Genomic DNA, 22,877 nt, shown 5'->3' with positions numbered 1-22,877 from the left:
TGAACTCACTGCCCTTCGTCGCGCACGCCGAGCGCGTTTTTCACTGACGCGACGCCAGCCACCGACTCAGCCGCATGCGCGGCAACGTCAGTCTGGGACTGCTCGGGCACCGTGCCCTGAAGCGTCACGACACCATTACGCGCGCGAACCGAAATGCCCGACGCATTCAGCCCCTTAGTCCTCGCCAGTGCGTGCAACACGTCTTTCTGCAGCCGACGATCGGCGGCTTTCATCGCCTTCGGACTGGTGGCGGGCGAACCCGCCATCGCGGAAGCCGCGAGGGGCGAACTGGCGCTTTGCGCTTGCGCGTTAAAAGACGTCAGCCCGGCGATCGCGGCTGCGATCATACTCATCAGGTAGCCTGCTTTCATGCGTGTTCTCCTGTTGTCATTGTTGTGAGTGCCTGTCGCCCGCAGCGCGACTTACGCTTCGAGTGCGCCGACGCCCTCGGCGCTACGATCCGGCTCACCCGAGAGCGCGAGTCGCGACGTGAGCATGCCGGCCAGCGTGGGGAGATCGGACAGCGTATCCACCGCGCCGAACACGTAGTAATCCGGCCGCACGATCATCGCCTTCGCGCCGTGTTCGGCGAAGAACGTCTGATACTTTCCGCTCACGTCGTACAGCACGCGTCCCGCGACAACCTTGCTTTCATCGCGCGTAACGCCGATGCTCCGCGCACCGATGCGCGCGAGCGTAGCGAGCGTCTCACCGTCGAGATGCAAGTCCGGGTCGGCATCGAGCGCGATCACGTGGAAGCCATTGCCGATCGCTTCGTCGTAGCGCATCACCTCGCCGTCGTTTCGCACCGGGCCGTGAACGCTCAGTTGACCCGCGATACCGCCATCCGCGGAGTTCTGTTCGATGCGGATCAGCCCACCCGTCAAGCCGGGGAACGGCGGCAACGGCGGCACATCGCCGGATAGATAGGACGCGTCGCGCCGCGCAGCCTGCTCCGGGTCCGAAATGCACACGACCTGCCCCATCGCGATCGATGCGTCGATCACGGCGCGTACCTGCGGCCGACGCTCGGGCGTGTAGCCGTCGAGCACATCGTCGCGCGCAATGCCTTTGAGGATCAGATCGAAACGCCACGCCAGATTCCATGCGTCGCGCAGACCCGAGCACATGCCCTGCCCCATGAACGGCGGCATCTGATGCGCGGCGTCGCCCGCAAGCAGCACGCGCCTCTCGCGCCAGTTCTCCGCGATCAGCGAGCGGAACGTGTACAGCGCGTAGCGAACCAGCGTGGCCTGCTCCGGCGTCACCCATTTCGACAGCAGCGACCACACCTTTTCGGGCGTCTGCATTTCCTCGCGCGTCTCGTGCGGCAGGCGCATGAATTCCCATCGACGGTAGCCGGGGCCGCCGGGCACCATCGTTGTCGGTCGCGCCGGATTGCACCACTGTCCGATGTCGGGTACGTCTAGCTTGACGCCTTCATGCGGCTGAAGGTCGATCACGAGCCAGTCTTCCTGGAAGCCCAGATCCTCGAACGTGATGCCAAGCGACTTGCGCACGAAACTGTTCGCGCCATCCGCGCCGACCACATAGCGCGCGCGTACCGTGCGCGTTTCATCCGTCAGCACCCATGTACCGTTTTCGTTGTGACTGCGCCGCAGCGTGACTTCGCAATAGTCGGCCTGCTGGCGCAGTTCGACTGCTTCCCAGCCCTGGTTCACCGACACCGTTGCGAGCGACTTCGCCTTGCGGTCGAGCAGCGCTTCGAGCGACGGTTGATTGAACAGATAGCCGACGGGACCGTCGCTGATCGACTCGGCCGACCAGTCGATTTCGACCAGCGTCTTCCAGTCCGTGTTGAACCACTGATACTTGGCCGACGGCTGCGAAATGGCCTCGATCTCCTCACCGATTCCCATCGCGTGAAAGACGCGGCGAATCTCGTGATCGTGGAATACGGCGCGCGGCAGCGGATACAGCGACGGCCACCGCTCGTAGACGGCAACGTCGTAGCCGCGCTCGCCGAGCAGAATGGCCAGCGATTGTCCGACTGGACCGTAGCCGATGATGACGACGTCATGAATGTGGGAGTCGGTCATGTGATTTCACCTTCGAAAGTGCGAGTTGTGCCCTGGCGCCGCGCGTTTCCGGCTGCCATTCAATGCACGACGGGAAGAAATGCGATCAGCCTCGCGGCGTCACGGCTGCGGCCCTATGCAGGCGCCTCGGTGTTGCGGATGAAGTTGTCGGGCACGGGCGGGCCCCACAGATACAGCGAATCGTGCGGCTCGTAGTCGCCCGCGGGCCACGTCTGACCTGCCGACACGAAGTCGATGTCGGCGGAGTATTCGCAGAACGAGCCCCACGGATCTTCGACGTAGTGGAAGTAATTCGAGCCGAGCACATGGCGGCCCGTGCCCCAGCCTTTCGGATAGCCGGCTGCCGCCATCTGCGATGCGCCTTCGCCGACCATGTTGACGTCGTCCACGTCCCATGCCGCGTGATGCCAGCCGCGCGCGTGGCTCTTCGCAAACGCGACCAGATGATGATCGCTGCCGTGCGGCGCATGCGTGAACGCGATGATGTCCTGCGACTTGTCCGAGAGCCGCAAGCCAAGCGCGTTGGCGTAGAAGTCGAGCGCGCGCAACACGTCGGGCGTGAACAGCAGCACATGCGAAAGACGCCGCGGATGCACGACCTTCGATTCGGAACGCGTGTGCGAGCCGCGCGCATCGGCGGGACAACCTGCGACCATGCTCGCCTTCTTGGACGAAGGACTCGTCTTCGGGCCGACCTTGACCTGCAAGAGGTTGCCGTCCGGATCGCGGAACCAGATTCCGTCCTGTTCCGCCCCGACGACGAACTGCGCACCGGCGTCCGCGATGCGTGCATACAGTGCGTCGAAGTCGGCGGCGAAGCAGTTGAACGACAGATACGCAAGCGACTTCCGCGCGGCGGGCAGGATGCGCGCCCAGCGATGGCCGTCCGTCGCGTATAGCGCGAGTTCCTGCCGACGCTCGCCGGCCGTTTCGACACGAAGTCCGAAGCTGCGATAAAAGTGTGCGGCCTCTTCGATCGACGGAACGTTCAACGCGAAGTGGTCGATCGAATGGACGCTCGCGCGTGCCGAGGCTGCCGGATTGACGGTCATCTCTGTCTCCATCTTCTGGATTCGCCCGCTCGACGGCGGGCTGTCTCAACGATTATCGGAAATCACTCGGCGGATTCGTCGGCGATGACGTTGCGCAGCGTGCCGATCTTCTCGACACTGACCTCGCACACGTCGCCCGCTTTCATCAGCAGCTTCGGCGAGCGCGCCCAGCCGATGCCCGACGGCGTGCCCGACACGATGACATCGCCCGCTTCCAGCGTGATGGCCTCGCTGATGATGCTGATCAGGCTCTCGACATCGAACACCATCTCGTCCGTACACGCCGACTGCACCACTTCGCCGTTCAGGCGTGTTTCAAGTCGCAAGCCCTTTACGCCCGGCGGCAACTCGTCGGCCGTGACGAGATCGGGGCCGAATGCGCCCGTGCCGTCGAAGTTCTTGCCAACCGTCCATTGCGGCGTCTTGAACTGGTACTCGCGCACCGATCCGTCGTTGAACACCGAGTAGCCGGCGACGTGCGAAAGCGCAGCGTCCTTGCTGATGTGGCGCCCACCCTTGCCGATCACCACCGCGATCTCGCCTTCGTAATCGAGACCTTCGGAATCGGTCACGCGCGGCCGGATCATCGGCTGATCGTGCGCAATCAAGCTCGTCGCGACGCGGAAGAACAGCGTCGGATAGTCGGGCTGCTCGTATTTGCTTTCGGACGTGTGATCCGAAAAATTCAGGCCGACACAGATGATCTTGGGCGGCCGGGAAAGCGGCGGAAGAAAGCGGATCTGCGAGACGGGCACGCGTTCCTGCGAAGCATGTTCGCGCGCGTATCCCACCAGATCGACGCCTCGCGCCAGCAAAGACTCCAACGTCTCGCTGCCAATTACGCGCACTTCATCGCCTTCGCGGATACCGAGCGCGGCCTTGCCGTTCCGTTCACAACTCACCAGTCGCATGTGTGTCTCCTGACATTCGATGCAGACGAGCCATTGGCTCACCTTGTTTTGACAAATTCGTCATAACGAATATTAGTCGTTTTGACAAAAACGTCAATTATAATGGCGCCAGGACAAACCCGTACAATGGGACGGCGTTGCGACGAAGGATGAAAGACCGAATGAAAGAGCCCGAGGACAACTATCAAAGCCGTGTCGGCGCGCTGCGCCGTGAAAAGACGCGCAACCGTCTGATCGAGAGCGCGCTGGCTGTTTTCGCCGAGAAAGGACCCGACGCGCCGATGATCGACGACTTCATCGCGGCGGCGGGTGTGGCGCGCGGGACGTTCTACAACTATTTCCGGACCACTTCCGAATTGCTCGTGGCCGTCGCGGGCGAAAGCAGCGACGAAGTGCTCGAGGTCATCGATCCCCTCGTTCTGAATGAGCCTGACCCCGCGAGGCGGGTTGTCGTCGGTTCGCGGTTGTACATGACGATGGCCGTCCGTTATCCGCTGTGGGGCGCGTTCATTACGCGAGTGGGTACGCGGCGCGGCTCACGCGGCCGGTTGCTCGATGAATACCTGACTCGCGATCTTCAACTCGCGATTGACGCGGGCCGGTTCCATGTAGGGCACGTTACCGTTGCGCGTGATATCGCCCTGGGCGCAATCATGTATGGCATCGAAACTCTACTGTCTGGTGAAGCGCCCGACGACTACACCGAACAGTCCATGTTCGCCCTGCTACGAGGTTTCGGCGTCGACGAGGCCGAAGCACGCGAACTCGCATTTGCGCCAATCGCAGATTGCGGCCGGCCTCAGGGCGTGGTGTTCGAGAAAGTCGTCTGATCCGTTTGCCGCGCCGACCTCGTATTGCTTTGCTGTCAACGATAGGCTTCCTTCCTGTGGATGTGCCGGTCCGGAGGTCAGGAAGCGTTGAGGGTGATTCGGCGCATGCCGGCAGGCGTCGAACGAGCCTCAACGAACCCGGAAGTTCGCGATGGAAACGCGATGCCCGGAAGGCTACGCATGCCGTTCCCGATGGGCCGGTGAAGACGACGGAGCAAGTACCATAGTGGAGACCTGGCCATCGTTTTCGATTTCGACAAAACCGATTCTGCCGTACCAGTCATAGGCAACTCGGTTGCATACGAGTACATTCAAGTACAGCGGTTTTTGTAAGTGACTGGACAACGACATCACCTTGGCAATCACTGCACGGCCAATTGACCTGTTTTGCATTTCCGGCACGACACAAAGCATCCGCAGCCATACAAGGTCGGGTTCGACCTCCCAGTGTACAAATCCGCATTGGTTGTCTTCCCATGTCACTATTTGACAAGCGCCTTGGCGAAGGCTTTTGGCAAACCCAGCCCGCTGCAAGTTGTCATCCCAGCCATACGCCGAGGTAACGAAACCTTTCATCGTTCGCCGATACGTGTCAAATAGCCATTCCGAGTCTTCAGGTACAGCCTGCCGATAATCCAGATTCATCACAACCGCCGATCGAGATACACAGGTCTTCGCCAGAATATCGGATGCAAGGGATTGGCACCAATCGATAGCTGCCAGCGAGTGTCGACGGATGCTTAATGACGTTCAATGAACGTTTTGGGTTGGCGATCTGCGCCGGCCAGCCAGGGCTCGCGACGAACCGCTGAAATCGACTCAGAGCCGTCAGGTTGCCCTGCTGTAGCGGACATCGATTGAGACAGCCGCAGGCACTGATGTAGTCGTCGCACAGACCATGATTCGCTGCCGCCGACACAGAACTCACTCCGCGTGAGATCGGGCCGGTCGACTTCGCGCAAAGACACCTGGTCCACCATCTACCGACTCAACACCATTCGAGAGAGTCGTCCGTGTCGTAACTCCCCCTTCGGTCGTCGCATCGATCATGGGCCCTCCACCTGATAGCCCTTCGCCAGGCTGCCGCCTTCCCGCATTGCGGGCTGATTTTGATGTTGCAGAAGAATCCGGAAGATGAGTCCGTGCGTGATCAGCAGTAGTGGTACAACGAGAGTCGGAATGAAGTAAGTCGCGCCCAACTGCCCCGCCACGAGCCCGGCATGATTGGCCTGATAGAACGCGTTCAGGAGATCTGCCAGGCCCCACCAGTTGAAGATCCAGGCGACTACAATGCCAGCCCCGCGTGGCAGCAATACCAGCGATAGCGACGCGAGTGTCGCCGCAACGAGATCCCCGTAGGCGGCGCAATTCGCGAAGGCAGACGGCAGATCGGGCGACACGACGCCTGGGACGAGGAATGCCAACCCAATGAAGCGGAAGCTGTGCAGGATGAGAAGAGGCCGCAGCGCATCGACCGGTCGCAGGAAGCGGAGTTTTGGCCAGATGTATCGCCTGGTGACGACTCCCCACGTGCTGAAGCTGAATGCGATGCTAACGAAAAACCAGAGCTGGGGCAGCATGAGTCTCTCCTTTGGTTCGAATTCCCGCGATCGATCGTGAGAACTTAAGCGCGCTGTGTGCGTAGCGCTGCGATCACAGCGCTTCGCTCCGCGTGAGCCATGGCATGCTCGCGCAGCCAGACCTTGGATTCAGGGGCAAACTGCGGTTCTGACGGGAACGGGCGGCGTAGTTCTCGGTCGTAGCGCGCGAGATCGAAACCGGGGCTGAGCGGGGCGATCACGAATTGCGCGAACTGGCGAAGCCAATTGCCAGGCGTCCGCCGGTTGCCTGGAAGCGCCGCGTAGCGACGCGCGATCGTCTCGAAGTCCTCGGCGGGCTGACCAGTCACATCGGGGACGTCCGTGGTCGGAGCGCCCAGCTCGAAAGCCCCGCGTCTGTGATCGTCAATGTAGTAACGAACGCCGCTGATCAGGTCGATCGGCAAGCCGCCCATCCGGGCGGCCTTCATGAATAGCCAGTTCGGCATTGGCACGACCTTGACCGATCGCCCGACGGCCCGGCCGATCGCCTTGGCCATGTCCTCCGCGCCAAGGAGTTCCGGTCCAGTGGGGCGGTAGCGCTTCCCGGCGTGCCGCGCAGGATCCATCAGGGCCGCGACGGCGACTCGCGCGATATCCTCGTTGGACGGTGGCGCGTTACGGCTATCGCCATAGATCCAAGGAAATGCTCCGAGGTGGGCAGCAAATCCAGTCAGTGCGAGGTAGGCGTCAGCGAAGAAGCCCGGCCTTACGATCGTATGCGCGACTCCCGGCGTCATCGAGAACAGCCGATCGACGAGCCAGAGCTGCCGGGTCATGAGAGAGGGATGCGAGGGACTCGACAGCCACTGGGTCAGGCTAACGATGTGTTCGAGCCCGGATTCCCTGGCGGCGACGGCGAACGCGACTGCGCCCTGAATCATGTAGGGATCGAAAGGCGGACAAAAGTAGGCGCGCTGAACGTCTTTCATCGCGTCGGCGACGCGCTCGACATCACTCATGTCGGCAACCGCTATCTCGGCCCCCTGCGCTTTCAGCCGCACGCTGCGGCCATCTTCCCGGTGCACCATGGCGCGTACGGGATAGCCGGCCTTTAGCAGTTCGGCAACAACGACGCTGCCTGTCTTCCCGGTCGCACCGGTTACGAGGATCCTTGGCTTGAGCATGATGCCTCCGAGCAGTAGCGGTACTTGCGAGTACCAGATGCTCGTTCCAGTATGGTACTATGCGGTACCGAATGTCAAGAGAGACGACGATGGCCACGGTATCGCAGTCAAAGGACCGCCAGGAAGGCCGAGACGAAACTGAGGTGCGCGCGCGTATTCTCGATGCAGCCTTTGCGTCGTTCATGACGAGTGGCTACGCGGCGACCAGCACGCTTGAGATCGCCACGCGCGCGCGGGTTTCGAAACGAGAACTTTATGCGCTGGTGGGCAACAAGAAGGAAATGCTAATCGCGTGCATCGGCGCGCGCGCCACGAGACTGCAGGTGCCCGCTGACTTGCCGGTGCCGCACGACCGCGAGACACTCGCACAGGTACTGACTTCCCTCGGGACGCAGCTCGTCCGCGAGATCACCGATCCAACGGTCATCGCGGTCTTCCGACTGGCAATCGCCGAGGCGGTCCACGCGCCCGAAGTTGCGCAAGCGCTCGACTCAACAGGGCGAGAGACAAGCCGCGCCGCCTTGCGTCAGATCATGGCCCGGGCTCAGGCGTCCGGACTTCTCAATGGCCGTCCTGCCGAACTTGCCGAACAGTTCAGCGGGTTGCTGTGGGGTAATTTGATGGTCAGCCTGCTGCTTGGCGTCGCCGAGCGGCCGAACTCACGCGAGGTCGCGGCACGTGCCCGCAACGCCACAGCGGTCTTTCTTCAACTTCATCCGCTCCCGTAGCGCTGCGATGCCTTGCCAGCACATCTAATGCGGGATGCTGGTCAGCAAGGCTGATATCGAGTCGAATGTCGGGATTGCGAGTGAAGAACTTCGGCAATTCCGGAATAGCGCTCGATTTAGCCAGTAGCGAGGGGATGTAGACGCGAACTGTTCCGGCTCGGATGTTGGTCCGGGGTGGGGCACTCAACCGATTTTTTCGAATGCGGCTTTGTACAGGGTTCGCTTCGGCTGGGCAAAGACTCGCCGTACCATCGGTTCGAAGAACTCAAGCGGCAGCGTTTCCGCATCCGGATCGAAGGCCGCCGCGTCATATTTCTCGCAGAAATGCGCGGTACGTTTGAACAACTCCGGCACGTCGCGATAGTTATCGCGCAGATTGCGGTCCATGCCCATGTGATGGAAGAAGTAATACCCCTGGAAGATCGCATGGTGTTTGACCATCCAGTGATTTTCCGCACTAACGAATGGCTCCAGCAGTACTGCTGCAACGTCGGCATGGTTGTAACTTCCCAGCGTATCGCCAATGTCGTGCAGCAGCGCGCAGACCACGTATTCCTCGCCCTGGCCATCGCGATGCGCCAGCGTCGCAGTCTGCAAGCTATGCGTCAGACGATCGACAGGGAAGCCGCCAAAGTCGCCATCCAGCAAGCGCAGGTGGTCCAGCAGGCGGCCAGGCAGTCCTTTGGCGAACGGTCCAACCTCATTGCCAATGATCGCCCAATCCTGCTCGGTACCCTCGCGCATATGGCGGAACGCGGCGCACTGTTCATTGTGTTCCATGGGACTACTCCTTCTCTGTGATAGGAACTTCATTATTTGAGCAAGGGCGATATAAAATCCAATAACTGGAAAGTCGAGATCCATAACTCCAGGGAATGGCATGATTGATGGTGACCTTACCTACTTCCTGACCATTGCGAGTGCCGGTACGCTGGCGCGCGCCGCCGAACAACTTGGCATTTCCCAGCCGGCCGTGACCAAGGCGATACAGCGTCTGGAACGCAAGGTGGGAGTAACGTTGGTCGAGCGCACCGCACGCGGCTCGGTATTGACCGAGGCGGGCAAGATATTTCATACACGGGTATTGGGCGCGTCCATGCAGCTCGATAGTGCGCTGCAGGAAGTGCGCGATATTGGTGGAGGACACGCGGGGCTGCTGCGCATCGGTGCGACGCCGGCCACCACGAGTTTCGCGCTGCGCTCGCTGTTCCCAACGCTGTTGGTGGAGCGGCCCGCCGCACGCGTCAATGTGACGACAGCCTTTAGCGACACGCTATTGGACGCCATCGACAAGCGCGAAGTGGAACTGGCTGTATGCCCCTTGCCCGACACATTGGACGCATCCATGGCCAAGGAGCTTCTGTATGACGATCACTACAGCTTGATGGTTAGCACTACAAACCCTCTGGCTGATCGGGAATCGGTCACGCTACACGATCTGGTGGAGTGCTCATGGGCCGCGTCAAGTCGACAGGAGTTTGCACGTGTGCAGCTCGAGCAAGCCTTTGCAAAACAGGGCTACCCGCGTATGCGCATCGTGGCCGAGGCCAATAGTCTGGCCGCGTTGATTCTTATCGTATCCACCACACGGCTGGTCAGCTTGATCAACGCGCGCAGCTTCGACCTTGGCCCCCTGCCGTTCGACATTGCTGTACGCCCGATCCAGTTCGACGGCCTGCAGCGTCAGGTCGGACTGATTCGAAGGGCCGGCTACCTATCCCCGATCGCCCAACGCGCTCAGGAAATCTTGCGCAACGCAGCCCGGGAGTTATAAGCCTATACGCCTGGAATCGCAACTGGCGGCTCTGGTCGAGCACTTACCTTCCGGGTCGGCTGCTCGAATCGCCGTTGTAATTCGTGAACCTGCCGTCGAAGTCGCGCCGGATCGAAGGCGGGTTAGGGTCGTGATTGCGCGTTCAGTTGCACCTTGAGTCATCGTTCGCAGCTGATGGCAAGCGAACGTCAGGAATGCAGCCCGCAGCCGCCTCTCGATGGCGGATAACCGAAACTGTACTCGTAAGTTATCGAGCAAGTCTCCGGACGCGGAAGCCGTTCGCGCGACGGCGTCGACGGACGGTGGCTGCAGTGCCCGCCTGCGAGGCTCGCGTAAATTCACAGAAGGCGGGCGTCAAAGTCGGCTACCGCTGCTCCGTGGCGAGACTGCCTGGTGCGCGACACGGTTTGTGCGTGCAAGCCGCCTTTGCCGGCATGACGAGCATGGGACGTTCTCGCGGTCGTGTGTGCGACTCGCACCTGCACCCTCCACTACCCTAACCCTCCCTGAAATGCCCTGATGGCGGTGTACTATCGTGATCGCGGGACCGTTTGCGCACGACATCCATATACGTCTTCGCGGACGACAATCGACCCCGACGGGGTGGTGGGGAACAGCATGAGGGGCTTGCCTTTGGCGTGGGCATTGACATGCGCATGTGCGTGCGTGCCGCCAATCGCCGCTGCGCAGGGTGTCACCGCGGCCTCTGCGCCCGCAGCTTCGGTTGCCGGGAGCGCGAGAAGCTTTCTGGCGGAAGCAAAGCGCATCGTCGACGCTGCGTCGCGGTCCGTCACGCCGTGGAGCGGACCGCGTACCGGGCCACGCGCCCAGCCCGACAAACACATCGCCGTCCTCGCTGAGGATTTGCGTAACGGCGGCGTGCTCGGTGTGGTCGACGGCATGCTCGAAGCCGCGAAGGTCATCGGCTGGAGCGTGAAGGTCTTCGACTCCGAGGGCCTGCCGGATCTTCGACTGAAAGTCCTCGAGAGCGCCCTCGCCAGCCATCCCGATGGTCTGATCATTGCGGGTGCGGATGCCCGTTCGCTGGCACCCGCGCTGCGGCCGTTCGCCGATCGGGGCATTCCCATCGTCGGCTGGCATGTCGCTGCCCAGGCCGGTCCCGTGCCCGGCACGCCCGTAGCCATGAACGTCTCGACCGATCCGCTCGAAGTCGCGCGCGTGACGGCGCTCGCGGCTATCGTGCAGTCGGGCGGACAGGCGGGCGTCGTCGTCTTCACCGACGCGTACTTCCGGATCGCGCGCGACAAGGCCGATGCGATGGCCGCCGTCATACGCGCATGCAGCGGCTGCACGCTACTCGACATGCGCGACGTCGCGATCTCGCGCAGCCGGGAGCTGATGCCGGACACGACCCGCGCGCTGCTCGCACGCTACGGTAAGCGCTGGACGTACGCGCTCGCAATCAACGACATCTACTTCGACTATGCCGCGCCTGTGCTGACCCAGGCCGGTATACCCGACGGCGCGCTGTCGATGTTGTCGGCGGGCGACGGCAGCGAGTCCGCTTTTCTGCGGATCCGCACGGGCACGTTCCAGACGGGCACCGTCGCCGAGCCGCTCAATCTGCACGGCTGGCAACTGATCGACGAGATGAACCGGCTGTTCGCCGGCGAAAGCGTCACGAACTACGTGGTGCCGGTGCATCTCGTGACGGCCGACAACGTCAATGCGGACGGCGGTGACCGACTGATCTACGATCCTGCCAATGGCTATCGCAACGTTTATCGCCACATCTGGCAACGCCCGTGAAACTGATCCTTCCTCAATCGCTGACCGCGCAATTTGCGCTAGTCGTATCATGCCTCGCAGCGCTGGTGGTCGCGGTCGGCGGCACGACGCTTTACTCGCTGTCCAGCTCGGCCCACGCTATCCGTGAGTTGGCTGAAGCGCGTCTGGCGCGTCTCGAGGATGCTCAAAATCTCGCGCAGCAGACGCTGAAGATCGAACGCCTGGCGTCGCAACTGTCTAGTGACGACACTGTCGAAGCCGTGCGGGAGACACATCGCCAGATCATCGACCAACTCGCGTCATTCGATGGCCTGGTGGACCGCCTCGCGTCCCCTACGGCGAGCGACGACGTCGGCGTCGACGCGCTGGCGCTGCATCGCTCGAGCCAGCGCTTTCGAAACACCGTCAACGTCGAGGCGCAGATGCGCGAGACGGCGCTCGCTACCGGGACTGCGCGGGAAAGCTCACCGGGCGCCGCGCCGCAGCCCGGCGCGTCACTAGCGAGACTCGACGACGAACTGCACCGCCAGGCCGATGCCCTCTCCGCCGCGGCGCGCCAGCAGTCAGGCTATCTGTCGCGCGCTTATCGCGAAGCCGTCGAGGCGCTTGCCAACGAGGCGGACCGCACGCGCAGGTGGGTGGCCGGCGAAGTGGCGGTGAGCCTGCTGATCGCGTGGCTGATTGCCCGCGTCTTTCTCGGCCGCCGTGTCGTAGCACGCCTGCGGCGGGTGAGCCATACGCTGCGCCATGGCGATCCCGAAGGCGAACAAGCCGGCGTGCCCGTACACGGCGGCGACGAGATCGCCGACATGGCGCGCGCCGTTGAGCAGTTCCTCGAAGACCGGCGCCAGCGACGCCAGGCGGAAGAAGCCCTGAAAGAACTCAACGTTGAACTCGAGGCGCGCGTCGCGCAGCGCACAGCCGAACTCAGCACGGCGCTGGCCGGCCAGGCGGCCGAGATTGTCGAACGTCAGCATGCCGAAGAGTCGGCGCGCGCCAGCGAACAATTTCTGAGCAGTATCGTCGAGAACATCCCCGACACCGTCTTCGTCAAGGAGGCGGCAACGCTGCGCTTCGTGCGCGTCAACAAGGCCACGGAGAAACTGCTTGGCTACGGGCGCGACGAGGTCATCGGCAAGTCCGTCCACGATCTGTTTCCGCCGGATGAGGCCGATTTCTTCGCGTTGAAGGATCGAGACGTGCTCGCGTCGAAGCAGATGGTCGACGTGCCCGAAGAGCCCGTCCACACGCGTCATGGGCAGCGCTTCTTGCACACGATGAAGATGCCGATCCTCGATGTGCGCGGCGAGCCGCAGTTTCTGCTCGGCATTTCGCGCGACATCACCGAACACAAGCGCGCCGAAGAAGAGCTGCGCCGGTATCGCGAGCATCTGGAAGACATGATTCGCGAGCGCACGGCCGAACTCGCGATCGCGAAGGAACACGCAGACGCGGCCAATCAGGCAAAGAGCGAATTTCTGGCACACATGAGCCACGAGCTACGCACGCCGTTGAACGGCATTCTCGGGTTCGCGCAGATTCTCAGGCGGGACACGCGCCTCAATCAACGCCAGATCGACGGACTCACAGTGATCCAGCGCAGCGGCGAACATCTGCTGACGCTCATCAACGACATCCTCGACATGGCGAAGATCGAGGCCGGCAAAGTGGAGCTGAACCCGACGGACGTGCCGCTCGAACGCTTCATCTACTTCGTCGCGGAGACGATCCGGGTGAAGGCAACGGAAAAGGGCCTGGCGTTCGCATGCGAGATGACGCCGCCTTTGCCTGCAGCCATACGGGTCGATGAAAAGCGCTTGCGACAGGTGCTGCTCAACCTGCTCGCCAACGCGATCAAGTTCACCGAGGAAGGCGATGTGCAGCTGCGCGTCTCCTTCCTGCCGCCGGAATGCCTACGTTTCGAAGTGCAGGACACGGGCATCGGCATCGACGCAGCGCGTCTCGAAACGATCTTCCGGCCCTTCGAACAGGCGAGCGACAACCGGCACCGGTTCAGCGGCACCGGGCTCGGCCTCGCAATCAGCCGGCAGCTCTTGCAGCTGATGGGCAGCGATATCCATGTCGCGAGCCGCCGAGGCGCGGGCAGCACGTTCTCGTTCGAGCTGAATGTCCCCGTGGTCGCGGCCCAGGCCGCCGATACCGCACCCGAATGGGCGGTCAGCGGTTACAAGGGGCCGCGTAAGAGCGTGCTCGTCGTCGATGACGTGATGGAAAACCGTGCCGTCGCGGTCAACATGCTCGGCCAGATCGGCTTCGACACGGCAGAAGCGGTCAACGGGCTGGATGCGCTGGAAAAGATACAGGCAGTCCGGCCGGCGCTGGTGCTGATGGACATCGTCATGCCCGGCATGGACGGTCTCGAAGTCACGCGGCGCTTGCGGCAGATGCAGGCGTTCCGCGATCTGCCCATCATTGCGATCTCGGCCAGCGCGTCGGGCACCGACGCGGCGAAAAGTCTGGCGGCGGGCGCGAACGCGTTTTTACCAAAGCCGGTCGACTATCGGGCGCTGTTGTCGCAGATCGCGAAACTGCTGGATCTCGAATGGAGCGACGCGATACCTGGCGCGCCATCGGTAATGACGGGGACCTTGATCTCTCCGCCGCCGGATGAAATCAAGGCGCTGCATCATCTGGCGCGGCTCGGTGACATGCGCGCAATTGTGCAGCATGCCGCGCATCTTAACGAACTCGACGAACGCTATCGCCCCTTCGCAGATCACTTGTGCCAGTTGGCGAAGAACTATCGCTCGAAGGCGGTTCTCAGCTTTGTCGAGCACTATCTGGAAAGAAAGCCCGTTGCGTGACCGCCCACCCAGTCACGACATGCCAACGCCAAAACAACCGCTATAACGTTTGGAACCTTGAAAGTTTCAAGCGCCCGAGCATTACGCAGGACGACCACCCAATAAGGCCAGGTACTGATGCAGTGACTGAATAGCAGCCGCGCCTTCACCAACAGCGGCCGCGACCCGCTTCACGGAGCCGCTTCGCACGTCGCCCACCGCAAAGATCCCGGGGCGGCTCGTTTCCAGAAAGTGCGGTGGCCGCTCGGACGCCCATTTCGTGCCGATATCAGGGCCAGTCAGCACAAATCCGTTCTTGTCTAGCGCGACGCAGTCGCGCAGCCAGGCGGTATTAGGCTGCGCGCCAAGAAACAGAAACACATGGCGGATCGTTTTATGTTCAATCTCGCCTTGCCGGTTCCACTTGATGCCCTCAAGCCTGTCTTCGCCCTGCAACTCGACAATTTGCGTGCGCACGTGCAACGTGATGTTGGTCGCCGCGTCGATGCGCCTGATCAGGTAGTCCGACATGCTGGCGTTGAGTCCATCACTACGAATCACGACATGCACGTGCCGTGCGAAACCCGACAGAAACACGGCAGCCTGGCCCGCCGAATTGCCGCCGCCGACTACGACCAGTTCTTCGTTGCTGCAGAGAGCCGCTTCCATATAGGTCGCGCTGTAGTAGACGCCACGTCCCTCAAAGTTTTCCAGATTGCCGAGAGCGGGCTTGCGATAGCGAGCCCCCGTCGCGACGACGACCGCCCGGGCGTAGACGTGCTCGTTGTGACTGAGGCTAATGTGAAAGGGTGGTGCGTCGTTGCACTCGATTGCCAGCGCTTCGATCGGCACCCCAACCTCGGCACCGAACTTGCGGCACTGCGACAAACCGCGGCCCGCGAGCGCCTGGCCAGAAATGCCCGTCGGAAAACCAAAGTAGTTTTCGATCTTTGAACTGGTGCCAGCCTGGCCGCCCGGCGCTTTGGTGTCGAGCACCGCGACACGTAATCCTTCCGAAGCAGCGTACACCGCAGCCGCCAGACCGGCTGGGCCTGCGCCGACCACGACAACGTCAAAGCGCCCGTCGTTCAACCGGTCTGGACTCAGGCCGATGGCGTCGGCGACGGCACGGTGCGTCGGCCGCTTAAGCACGTCACCCTGAAGCGTGATAACAACCGGCGTGTCCGCTTCCGCCGCGCCGTATCGCTCAAGCAGTTCCTTGGCCTCCGGATGCTCAACGATATTGAAGTAGGCAAAAGGTTGGCCGTTACGGCTCAGAAAGTGACGCAGACGATGCGTTTCGGCCGATGCAGAACTGCCGATCACGAGCACTCCGCCATGCTGGTCCTGGATGAACGCGACGCGCCGCAAAATATAGGCGCGCATGATCGTTTCACCCAGTTCGGCCTCTGCGATTACCAGCGCGCGCAACGACTCTTCGTCGATAACGATGACTTCGCAATCCGTTTGGGCCCGCGCCGTCGCGATGGCTGCCCGGCCGGCAAGCGTGCCCACTTCGCCCGTAAAACAGCCCGGCCCATGCACGCCAAGGGGATGGGAGCCGTCAAGCGAATCGCGAGTCGCCTCGATCGTTCCGGAAACGATCGCAAACATTGGGATATGCCGGTCACCTTGAGAAAACAGGACGTCCCCCATCTTGAGCATGCGGCGCTCGCCATATCGATCGAGCAACGCGACCTGTCGCTCCGTCAGCGTGGGGAAAATCTGATGATGGCGGCTGCCGCCCGCGAGCAGGTCACCCACCTTCCCAGAGGAGTAGTTGCCCATGATGCCGTTCCTGATGAGCGGGCGCGGGACGCGTCCTGGGTGAAGTTGACGTCGGATTACTCAGAAGTATGTGAAACGAAGCACGATGCGTGCTGCCTTTGCGAGCGCAACAACAGCGGGTGTGGAGTCCACCAATTGTTGTCGCATCAAAACAGCCAATTCTTGTCGTTTTTGAGGTCCTAACTCTCCGTTTATACGCCTAGGAAGGTTACGTACCAACCTATTCGTGTCGCATTGACATGCAGACGCTTAAATTTTCGATGTGCTGCCCCTTGATAGAAGTCGCATGCCTCGGGTTGTTGACCGCTTCGTCACCTGCAGCGCCCACACACGCCCCAGACGGCGCGCTCTGACGGCGAATGGCACTTTCCACTAGCAATGAACGAGTCTTCCCGACCCACAACTGCCGCTCGAACCGAGTCGCGGTAACGGCAGATCTTAAAGTACAACGGTGCATACACGACGCTTGCCGCGCGGTACGCGTTGGAACGTGCAGTGACCCGTTCGCGCGAAAATTCTCGATTTGTAGAATATGTTTGTAGCAACCCTTACGTTCACACCGGCGCGCGCCGTCAATAAAAACTCATAGAGAACGATAAATGAGTGTTGCCCGCGCCAGTGTGGTGGTTGCGCGTCGCCGCTTAAGCCCAGCTTCAGAATAAAGTACCAGAATAAGACCAAAGTCCAATATGACCTTCCAATTGAAGCGCCATCAATATTGACGTCAGCCGAGTGAGGTTGCCGCCGCGTGCCAAGGCGCATGCTGATTCGCAAACCAGATACCGAAACTCAGACAGGCGCGTAGGCACCTTACGCTGATGATTGACGTGTCCGAGCGCGAGCGTTGGGGGCAAAACGTGTCTCTTCCATTGCTTCCGCGGTTAGCTAACCGCTATATGTCGCCCGCGCAGGCGGGCGGAACGGAGGGTGAGACGATGTTGAAGAACCTATGTCCTCTGCTGGCGACGATCGCATTGGTCGCCTGCGCTGTCACAACCGAGCAACCGCTTTCCGATGTCGAAAAGGCATCGAAAACACAGTTTCTGACCAATTATTCCTTGCTGCACCCGGGCAAGGAAGACGAGGCGCGGCTTCGCTACGTTAATCCGAATGCAAACTGGAATTCCTACACGGGAATCTTCCTCGAGCCTGTGGTGTTCATCAACGATTCCACCAAACCTGTTGACGCGAGGGAGCAGCAGATATTGACGAGCTATTTCTACACCAAGTTGAAAACCAGCCTGTCGAGCGTGCTGCCGATTGTCGAACTGCAGGGCCAACACGTTCTGGTCGTCCGCGCTGCCCTGACTAACGTTACGAGCGGGACGCCGGGATTACGCACGATCTCAGTGATCATCCCGCAGGCACGGTTGCTCAATATGGTGCAGAGCCTCGGGACGGACACCTATGCCTTCGCCGGTTCGGCACAGGGCGAGGGCGAGATCACGGACGGTCAGACCGGACAAGTTCTCGCCGAAGCGGTGGACGGCCGTACCGGCGGAATGAGCCTTGAGAATGCGGGTGCCGGAAAATGGGGCGACGCAGACCATGTGATGGACTATTGGGCGGACACGACGGCCAAGCGCATAAAACAATTTAGGTCAGGCGCGCCGGCCCAGTAATGCGCCAATATTGACCGAGCGCCGCTCTCTTAGTACACGTCGTCGGGTGCGGGACTGAGACAGGATGTCCCGAGCCTCAATCCCCACTGTGCGCCACACGAGCACGCCGACACACCATCTAACCTCACGGGAAAGAGACGGTTAGCGACTTTTTCAACAGCATCCCTTGGGAGCCGCCGTCGGAATAGCCCTGGTGCGAGCGGCGGCACATTGGGCCAGGAGTTCATCCTTGCGAACTGAATGGCGGCTTGCTGGGTGGACGCGACGTCGGAACGTCCGCGCGACGGCCCGGGCGAATGACGCATCATGGCCGAAAGCACTAGTTCGATTAGGATGCCGGAGAGTTGCCGTTGAAATGTTCGATTGACACCTTTCGGGTGACTCCTGTGAATGAGTACGATTGGCTAGCGGCTGTCCTGCGCGGTTGGCCGAAGGCGTTCAGGTTATTCGGCGCCTGCCGACATGCGTAGAAGCAGGCACATTCCTGCGGCTGATGGCAGGCATCGAATAACCGCATCTAGCCGATCAGCGATCGAACCTCTCCATAGACTGGGCCCGGCCCGACCCGCTGCCTCACGTCCAACCAAAGCTGGGCTCACGAAGCCGCCCGTTCCTCCGAGACTCTTGATCATCGCAATTCCACCTGCTGCCGCCGGGAGCACGAGCTATCCAACACTGATCGCCGCGTGATGGCTCGCTGCCGGCAGCGGCGCATTCGCTAGCGCCGTCACGGCGGCGCTGCAACAACTGCTAGTCAGGGTCTCGCCCCCCTCGCGCTCGCTGTCTGGCTACCGTGGTCGGGTTCAACAACCATCTCACTCGCAGCACTCGTGAGGGCTAGCCGCGCCGGTCGGTCAAGGGTCTTGCGACATAAGCCGAGGATTCTCCACCCAGGTGGTGCGTGCCGTTTCATTTAGTCCTCGCTGCTCTTTGACGGCCCTCCGCTCCAGAACCACCCGGAAGCGAGCGTCCCGGCCAGAACGACCAACACCGCACTCAAGACCTTCTGGGTCGCATTGCCGAATCCAGCTCCCGGCCCACGCCACGAAACAGCAGACACGCAAGTGCCGATGTGGTCCAGGCATCGGGCTCGCAAAGAGCCGAATTACGGGTTGAGTCCAGTGTTGTTCGAAGCTTCGCTTCTCCGGGTTGCGGCCTAAGCTTTGGCTCAATGCTCTGCACCGAAACAACGAGAAAACAGCGATGTTCGCACGACTTCACCGGGTGTCTCGCACGATCGGCCTTGCCCTTGCCGCCGTGACAATGGTCATGTCTGGCACGGTGCTAGCCAGACATCCCACCCCGTTCACCTCGTTATCCGCCGACGATCAGATTTTCATCAAGTTGCATGACGCTGCACGCGACAACGATCCCGCGCGCGCCGCGCATCTGGCAAGCTTGATTCCGAATTATCCGGCGCCGGCTTATCTAAGCTATTTCCAGATCAAGCCGCGTCTGTTCACTGGCGCGGGGCATGCGAATCTCGACACGCCGGACGCACCGGTGCTGTCATTTCTGCAACGCTACGACGGACAGGCGATTGCCGACCGTCTGCGCAACGATTACCTTCGCGTGCTCGGGGCGCGCCACGACTGGCACGATTTCGATTCGCAATATTCAAAGTTCGTCCTGGACGATGACACGCAGGTGAAGTGCTATGCGCTCGAGTCCCGTGCCACGCGAGGTGAAAATGTGGCCGACGCGGTGCGGGCGCTGCTCGTCGAGCCGAAGTGGTACGGTGATGGCTGCGTCGATTTGATCACTGCACTCGACCGTAACCAGCAGTTCACTCCGGACGACGTGTGGCAACTGATTCGCCAGGCCTATGAACAGGGGGCGACGACGACGGGCGGCAGACTGGTCGATGCGCTGGGCGCAGCGCGCCCGGATCCGCTGCTCCTCGAGCAGGCGACGAACCAGCCACGCCTGTTGCTCGCGAAAAGCATCCCTCTGGACGCGGCGTCCCATCAACTCGCGCTGCTCGCCGTCACACAGTTGGCGGTCAGCGATCCGCAGGCCGCCGAGGCCACCTTTACCGCAATCGCACCGTCGCTCACCTTGGCGGAACGGGCTATCGGCTGGGGCACGATTGCCTATCAGGCGGCAGTCAGGCAGCTACCGGGCGCGGTGAACTGGTACCGGCTGTCGGCAAACGCGCCCCTGTCGAGCCAGGCCTACGAGTGGCGCACGCGCAGTGCGCTGCTGGCCGGGGATTGGACCATGGTGCGGTGGTCCATCGAGCAGATGCCGGCCGCGCTGCGCGCGCAGCCAGCATGGGTCTACTGGTACGCGCGCGCGTTGAAGCAGAGCAGCGAGGTGGCGGCAGCCGACCAGGCGTTCCGAACGATCGCGGGTAACTACACCTTCTATGGCCAGTTGGCCTCCGAGGCGCTCGGCCGGCAGATCGTGATCCCGCCACAGACCAGGGTGACCGACGAAGAAGTTGAGCGCGCCAGCCGGACATCAGGCCTCGAGCTGGCAAAACGTTTTTACGCGCTGCACCTGCGTATGGAAGGCAACCGTGAGTGGAACTGGCAGCTGCGCGGCATGACCGACCGACAATTGCTCGCAGTCGCCGAGTACGCGCGCCGCATCGAGCTTTATGACCGGGCTGTGAGCACCGCCGACAGGACGCAGACGGAACATGATTTTTCGCTGCGCTACCTGGCGCCATTCCGCACGATTGTCGAGCGCGATACGCAGTCCACCGGGTTCGACGTCGGATGGGCGTATGGCCTCATTCGTCAGGAGTCGCGCTTCATCATCAATGCGCGCTCGGAGGTTGGCGCGGGCGGCCTGATGCAGGTGATGCCGGACACGGCTGCGATGGTTGCGAGGAAGATCGGGCTCGGTACGATCTCGCGGGCGAGGATGAACGACATCGACACGAATATCCTGCTCGGCACGTACTATCTATCGATGATTTACAACCAGCTTGACCGTTCTGCCGTGCTCGCGACCGCCGGCTACAATGCCGGCCCTGGGCGCCCGCGTAAGTGGCAGGCCAACCTGCCGCGCCCGGTGGAAGGCGCGATTTTCGCGGAGACAATTCCGTTCAACGAAACCCGCGACTACGTCAAGAATGTATTGTCGAACACGGTCTACTACGCGGCGCTGTTTGATGGCCACTCGCCATCGCTGACGGAGCGGCTTGGCCAAATCGAGCCCAGATGACATCATCCGCAACGCTGATCTGCGGATCTCACGGGTGCAGTAAGTGCGGCTGCATACGCGACACTGTGCATCGATACTTCTGCCTCTGATTGGTTGAATTCAAAGTTCCCCGTCCGGAACTCCTGTTTCTTCAACTAGTTAAGGAAACTCGCGGAGTTGAGCAGGAGATTTAATCAGGACGGGCAGGACAGATTGCGCAATCTGCCCAAAGCGCAGTGCGGATAACGGAGTAAAGGGCGAAGGCTTGATCACCATGGTGTTGCCGGTAATCAGCGCGGGCGCCACCTTCCAAAGTGCAAGCAGCACGGGAAGTTCCACGGTGTGATGGCACCGATCACGCCGAGCGGCGTATGGTGCAGCTCGACAATGTGTTCCTCGGTCTCCTCGACGATCTCGATCGGAATCCGACGGGCGGCGATCTGACGAATCCACGCAATGGACTGATCGACCTCCGGCTCCGCCATGGTCTTCAGCGGCTTCCCCTGCTCAAGGGTCAGCAGGCGTGACAGCTCATCCCGATGTACTTCGAGTGCATCGGCGTATGCGTTGAGGTACTTCTGGCGCCCGTCGTAGCCAAGCGCAGACCAGGCTTTGAACGCATGACTGGCCGCTGCGACGGCTTCGTCAAGATGCTCCGCTGAGGCTGATGGAGCCTTGGCGAATGCTTCACCAGTAGCCGGGTTGATTACGTCAAAGCTATCGTGCGACTGCAAAAGATTACCAGCGATGCTGAGGTAATACGGGCCGTGGAAAATGCCAACGGACTGAGCTGCTTGAGGTAATGCAGACATGAATTCTTCTCCGAGGTATGGAGGGCTGAAGTGCTGCTGTCGCGAATCCCGCAATAAATCGAGGGGTTCTTCGTCGCCTAGTAGGACTACTTATCTTTCGAAAAATGAAATTTTTTCACGCAGCCGCTGGTACGGAGAACGCCGGCTGCGTGCTTACGCTGGGCCGCTCCTGCATTCTTTCGTACCACGCCAGGAGCGCGGTGCACTCAGCCGGCACCGGCAGCTTGACGATAGAAGCGAAGACCAGGCCGCCGATTACGGTGATGTCGGCCATTGAAAACTCTTTGCCGGCGACATACGGCTGGTTTCGAAGAACAGCATCGAAGTAATGCATTCCGCGCAGGGCCTTGTCGCGCTGCCTGAATCCCCATTCGGCGTTCTGGTACAGCTCAACGTGCGGCCCCAATCCCGGCGTTCCATGATGGAAATAAACGCTAATGGCGTCGAGCAGTTCCAGTTCGGCACGCTTGCTCATCATGTGGATCAACCCTTTTTCGAGCGGCGCCCTGCCAGTCAGAGTCGGCACGCCATCGAGTCCGTCAAGGTACTCCGTTATGGCCGTACACTCGGCAATACAGGTCCCGTCATCGAGTTCGAGCACCGGCAGCGTGCCCGAGTAGTTCTTGCTCGCCATGAATTCGGGCTTCTTGTGCTCGCCCGCGTAGAGATCGACCAGCACGAACCGCACTCGCGATTGCAGATTCTTTTCCGCCAACGCAATGCGCACACGCGTCGGATACGGCCCTTGCGGGAAGTCATAAACCGTCATCGTCGACAACTGATTGTCATTGATACTCGTTGCAACAGCACTCATTTGGCTTTCCTTTCGCAGTGGTGTCGTGGCGAACGGCAATCTTGCCTACCTACCG

17 protein-coding genes and 1 pseudogene are annotated in these 22,877 nt (G+C 61.3%); 7 read left to right on the top strand and 11 right to left on the bottom strand.

The genetic code is table 11. The annotated features are described in order from the left end of the window. Positions 1-5 precede the first annotated feature (5 nt). From C2L65_RS18500 to C2L65_RS18485, 4 genes are all read right to left on the bottom strand, one after another. Complete coding sequence (locus tag C2L65_RS18500) at positions 6-371, bottom strand: BON domain-containing protein (protein ID WP_042304663.1); 366 nt, start codon at positions 369-371, stop codon at positions 6-8. A 51-nt stretch (positions 372-422) separates the two neighbouring features. Further along, entirely contained in the window at positions 423-2,060 is a 1,638-nt protein-coding gene (gene mhpA / locus C2L65_RS18495) for a bifunctional 3-(3-hydroxy-phenyl)propionate/3-hydroxycinnamic acid hydroxylase MhpA (protein ID WP_042304664.1), read from the bottom strand. A 113-nt stretch (positions 2,061-2,173) separates the two neighbouring features. Next, positions 2,174-3,112, bottom strand: a complete 939-nt coding sequence (locus tag C2L65_RS18490) for a VOC family protein (RefSeq protein WP_042304665.1) — start codon at positions 3,110-3,112, stop codon at positions 2,174-2,176. 62 nt (positions 3,113-3,174) lie between these two features. Then, positions 3,175-4,023, bottom strand: a complete 849-nt coding sequence (locus C2L65_RS18485; RefSeq protein ID WP_042304666.1) for a fumarylacetoacetate hydrolase family protein — start codon at positions 4,021-4,023, stop codon at positions 3,175-3,177. 161 nt (positions 4,024-4,184) lie between these two features. Here C2L65_RS18485 and C2L65_RS18480 point away from each other — a divergent pair, with 161 nt between their 5' ends. Further along, a complete protein-coding gene (locus C2L65_RS18480) occupies positions 4,185-4,853 on the top strand; it encodes a TetR/AcrR family transcriptional regulator (RefSeq protein ID WP_042304667.1) in 669 nt (222 codons plus the stop codon). Positions 4,854-5,027: 174 nt separating this feature from the next. Here C2L65_RS18480 and C2L65_RS18475 read toward each other — a convergent pair whose 3' ends face one another. The 3 genes from C2L65_RS18475 to C2L65_RS18465 all read right to left on the bottom strand — a co-directional run bounded on the left by C2L65_RS18475 (position 5,028) and on the right by C2L65_RS18465 (position 7,578). Then, complete coding sequence (locus C2L65_RS18475; protein WP_081920728.1) at positions 5,028-5,498, bottom strand: GNAT family N-acetyltransferase; 471 nt, start codon at positions 5,496-5,498, stop codon at positions 5,028-5,030. A 401-nt stretch (positions 5,499-5,899) separates the two neighbouring features. Then, a complete protein-coding gene (locus tag C2L65_RS18470; RefSeq protein ID WP_042304668.1) occupies positions 5,900-6,433 on the bottom strand; it encodes a hypothetical protein in 534 nt (177 codons plus the stop codon). Positions 6,434-6,477: 44 nt separating this feature from the next. Then, positions 6,478-7,578, bottom strand: a complete 1,101-nt coding sequence (locus C2L65_RS18465; protein WP_042304669.1) for an NmrA family NAD(P)-binding protein — start codon at positions 7,576-7,578, stop codon at positions 6,478-6,480. 89 nt (positions 7,579-7,667) lie between these two features. Here C2L65_RS18465 and C2L65_RS18460 point away from each other — a divergent pair, with 89 nt between their 5' ends. Continuing rightward, a complete protein-coding gene (locus C2L65_RS18460) occupies positions 7,668-8,306 on the top strand; it encodes a TetR/AcrR family transcriptional regulator (RefSeq protein WP_042304670.1) in 639 nt (212 codons plus the stop codon). Positions 8,307-8,489: 183 nt separating this feature from the next. Here the strand turns inward: C2L65_RS18460 and C2L65_RS18455 are convergent, their stop codons facing one another. Further along, positions 8,490-9,086: an HD domain-containing protein gene (locus C2L65_RS18455; protein ID WP_042304671.1), complete on the bottom strand. Its 597-nt coding sequence runs from the start codon at positions 9,084-9,086 to the stop codon at positions 8,490-8,492. Positions 9,087-9,186: 100 nt separating this feature from the next. On the opposite strand from C2L65_RS18455, the gene C2L65_RS18450 reads away from it, so the two are divergent. The 3 genes from C2L65_RS18450 to C2L65_RS18440 all read left to right on the top strand — a co-directional run bounded on the left by C2L65_RS18450 (position 9,187) and on the right by C2L65_RS18440 (position 14,654). Further along, positions 9,187-10,080, top strand: coding sequence for a LysR family transcriptional regulator (locus tag C2L65_RS18450; RefSeq protein ID WP_042304672.1), 894 nt, complete (start codon positions 9,187-9,189; stop codon positions 10,078-10,080). Between the two features lie 618 nt (positions 10,081-10,698). Further along, positions 10,699-11,850 (top strand): substrate-binding domain-containing protein, encoded by a 1,152-nt coding sequence (locus C2L65_RS18445; RefSeq protein ID WP_042304673.1) that lies wholly within the window; start codon positions 10,699-10,701, stop codon positions 11,848-11,850. Next, the gene (locus C2L65_RS18440; protein WP_042304674.1) at positions 11,847-14,654 is read left to right on the top strand and encodes an ATP-binding protein; all 2,808 of its coding nucleotides are present in this window, start codon (positions 11,847-11,849) and stop codon (positions 14,652-14,654) included. The genes C2L65_RS18445 and C2L65_RS18440 overlap by 4 nt, the downstream gene beginning before the upstream one ends. A gap of 81 nt (positions 14,655-14,735) precedes the next feature. Here the strand turns inward: C2L65_RS18440 and C2L65_RS47070 are convergent, their stop codons facing one another. After that, positions 14,736-16,421 carry an FAD-dependent oxidoreductase gene (locus tag C2L65_RS47070; protein ID WP_042304675.1) on the bottom strand — a complete coding sequence of 562 codons (1,686 nt, stop codon included), beginning with the start codon at positions 16,419-16,421 and terminating at the stop codon, positions 14,736-14,738. 818 nt (positions 16,422-17,239) lie between these two features. Between C2L65_RS47070 and C2L65_RS18430 the strand changes: the two genes are divergently transcribed. Both C2L65_RS18430 and C2L65_RS18420 read left to right on the top strand, forming a co-directional pair. After that, positions 17,240-18,043 carry a DUF3313 domain-containing protein gene (locus C2L65_RS18430; RefSeq protein ID WP_081920729.1) on the top strand — a complete coding sequence of 268 codons (804 nt, stop codon included), beginning with the start codon at positions 17,240-17,242 and terminating at the stop codon, positions 18,041-18,043. 1,203 nt (positions 18,044-19,246) lie between these two features. Further along, on the top strand, positions 19,247-21,217 hold the full coding sequence (locus tag C2L65_RS18420; protein WP_042304677.1) for a lytic transglycosylase domain-containing protein: 1,971 nt from the start codon (positions 19,247-19,249) through the stop codon (positions 21,215-21,217). Positions 21,218-21,355: 138 nt separating this feature from the next. On the opposite strand, the pseudogene C2L65_RS18415 reads toward C2L65_RS18420, so the two are convergent. Together C2L65_RS18415 and C2L65_RS18410 are read right to left on the bottom strand one after the other, a co-directional pair. Continuing rightward, positions 21,356-22,008: pseudogene (locus C2L65_RS18415) on the bottom strand (aldehyde dehydrogenase family protein). Positions 22,009-22,123: 115 nt separating this feature from the next. Next, positions 22,124-22,777: a glutathione S-transferase gene (locus tag C2L65_RS18410; RefSeq protein ID WP_233446614.1), complete on the bottom strand. Its 654-nt coding sequence runs from the start codon at positions 22,775-22,777 to the stop codon at positions 22,124-22,126. Positions 22,778-22,877: the final 100 nt, after the last annotated feature.

Source organism: Paraburkholderia terrae, assembly GCF_002902925.1.
Lineage (GTDB): Bacteria > Pseudomonadota > Gammaproteobacteria > Burkholderiales > Burkholderiaceae > Paraburkholderia > Paraburkholderia terrae.
This window is presented reverse-complemented; position numbering and strand designations above follow the sequence as displayed.

Excerpts from the sequence above, each read along its gene's own strand:
- C2L65_RS18500 (WP_042304663.1), bottom strand. The coding sequence starts at position 371 with ATGAAAGCAGGCTACCTGATGAGTATGATCGCAGCCGCGATCGCCGGG.
- mhpA (WP_042304664.1), bottom strand. The coding sequence starts at position 2,060 with ATGACCGACTCCCACATTCATGACGTCGTCATCATCGGCTACGGTCCA.
- C2L65_RS18490 (WP_042304665.1), bottom strand. The coding sequence starts at position 3,112 with ATGACCGTCAATCCGGCAGCCTCGGCACGCGCGAGCGTCCATTCGATC.
- C2L65_RS18485 (WP_042304666.1), bottom strand. The coding sequence starts at position 4,023 with ATGCGACTGGTGAGTTGTGAACGGAACGGCAAGGCCGCGCTCGGTATC.
- C2L65_RS18480 (WP_042304667.1), top strand. The coding sequence starts at position 4,185 with ATGAAAGAGCCCGAGGACAACTATCAAAGCCGTGTCGGCGCGCTGCGC.
- C2L65_RS18475 (WP_081920728.1), bottom strand. The coding sequence starts at position 5,498 with ATGAATCTGGATTATCGGCAGGCTGTACCTGAAGACTCGGAATGGCTA.
- C2L65_RS18470 (WP_042304668.1), bottom strand. The coding sequence starts at position 6,433 with ATGCTGCCCCAGCTCTGGTTTTTCGTTAGCATCGCATTCAGCTTCAGC.
- C2L65_RS18465 (WP_042304669.1), bottom strand. The coding sequence starts at position 7,578 with ATGCTCAAGCCAAGGATCCTCGTAACCGGTGCGACCGGGAAGACAGGC.
- C2L65_RS18460 (WP_042304670.1), top strand. The coding sequence starts at position 7,668 with ATGGCCACGGTATCGCAGTCAAAGGACCGCCAGGAAGGCCGAGACGAA.
- C2L65_RS18455 (WP_042304671.1), bottom strand. The coding sequence starts at position 9,086 with ATGGAACACAATGAACAGTGCGCCGCGTTCCGCCATATGCGCGAGGGT.
- C2L65_RS18450 (WP_042304672.1), top strand. The coding sequence starts at position 9,187 with ATGATTGATGGTGACCTTACCTACTTCCTGACCATTGCGAGTGCCGGT.
- C2L65_RS18445 (WP_042304673.1), top strand. The coding sequence starts at position 10,699 with ATGAGGGGCTTGCCTTTGGCGTGGGCATTGACATGCGCATGTGCGTGC.
- C2L65_RS47070 (WP_042304675.1), bottom strand. The coding sequence starts at position 16,421 with ATGGGCAACTACTCCTCTGGGAAGGTGGGTGACCTGCTCGCGGGCGGC.
- C2L65_RS18430 (WP_081920729.1), top strand. The coding sequence starts at position 17,240 with ATGATTGACGTGTCCGAGCGCGAGCGTTGGGGGCAAAACGTGTCTCTT.
- C2L65_RS18420 (WP_042304677.1), top strand. The coding sequence starts at position 19,247 with ATGTTCGCACGACTTCACCGGGTGTCTCGCACGATCGGCCTTGCCCTT.
- C2L65_RS18410 (WP_233446614.1), bottom strand. The coding sequence starts at position 22,777 with ATGACGGTTTATGACTTCCCGCAAGGGCCGTATCCGACGCGTGTGCGC.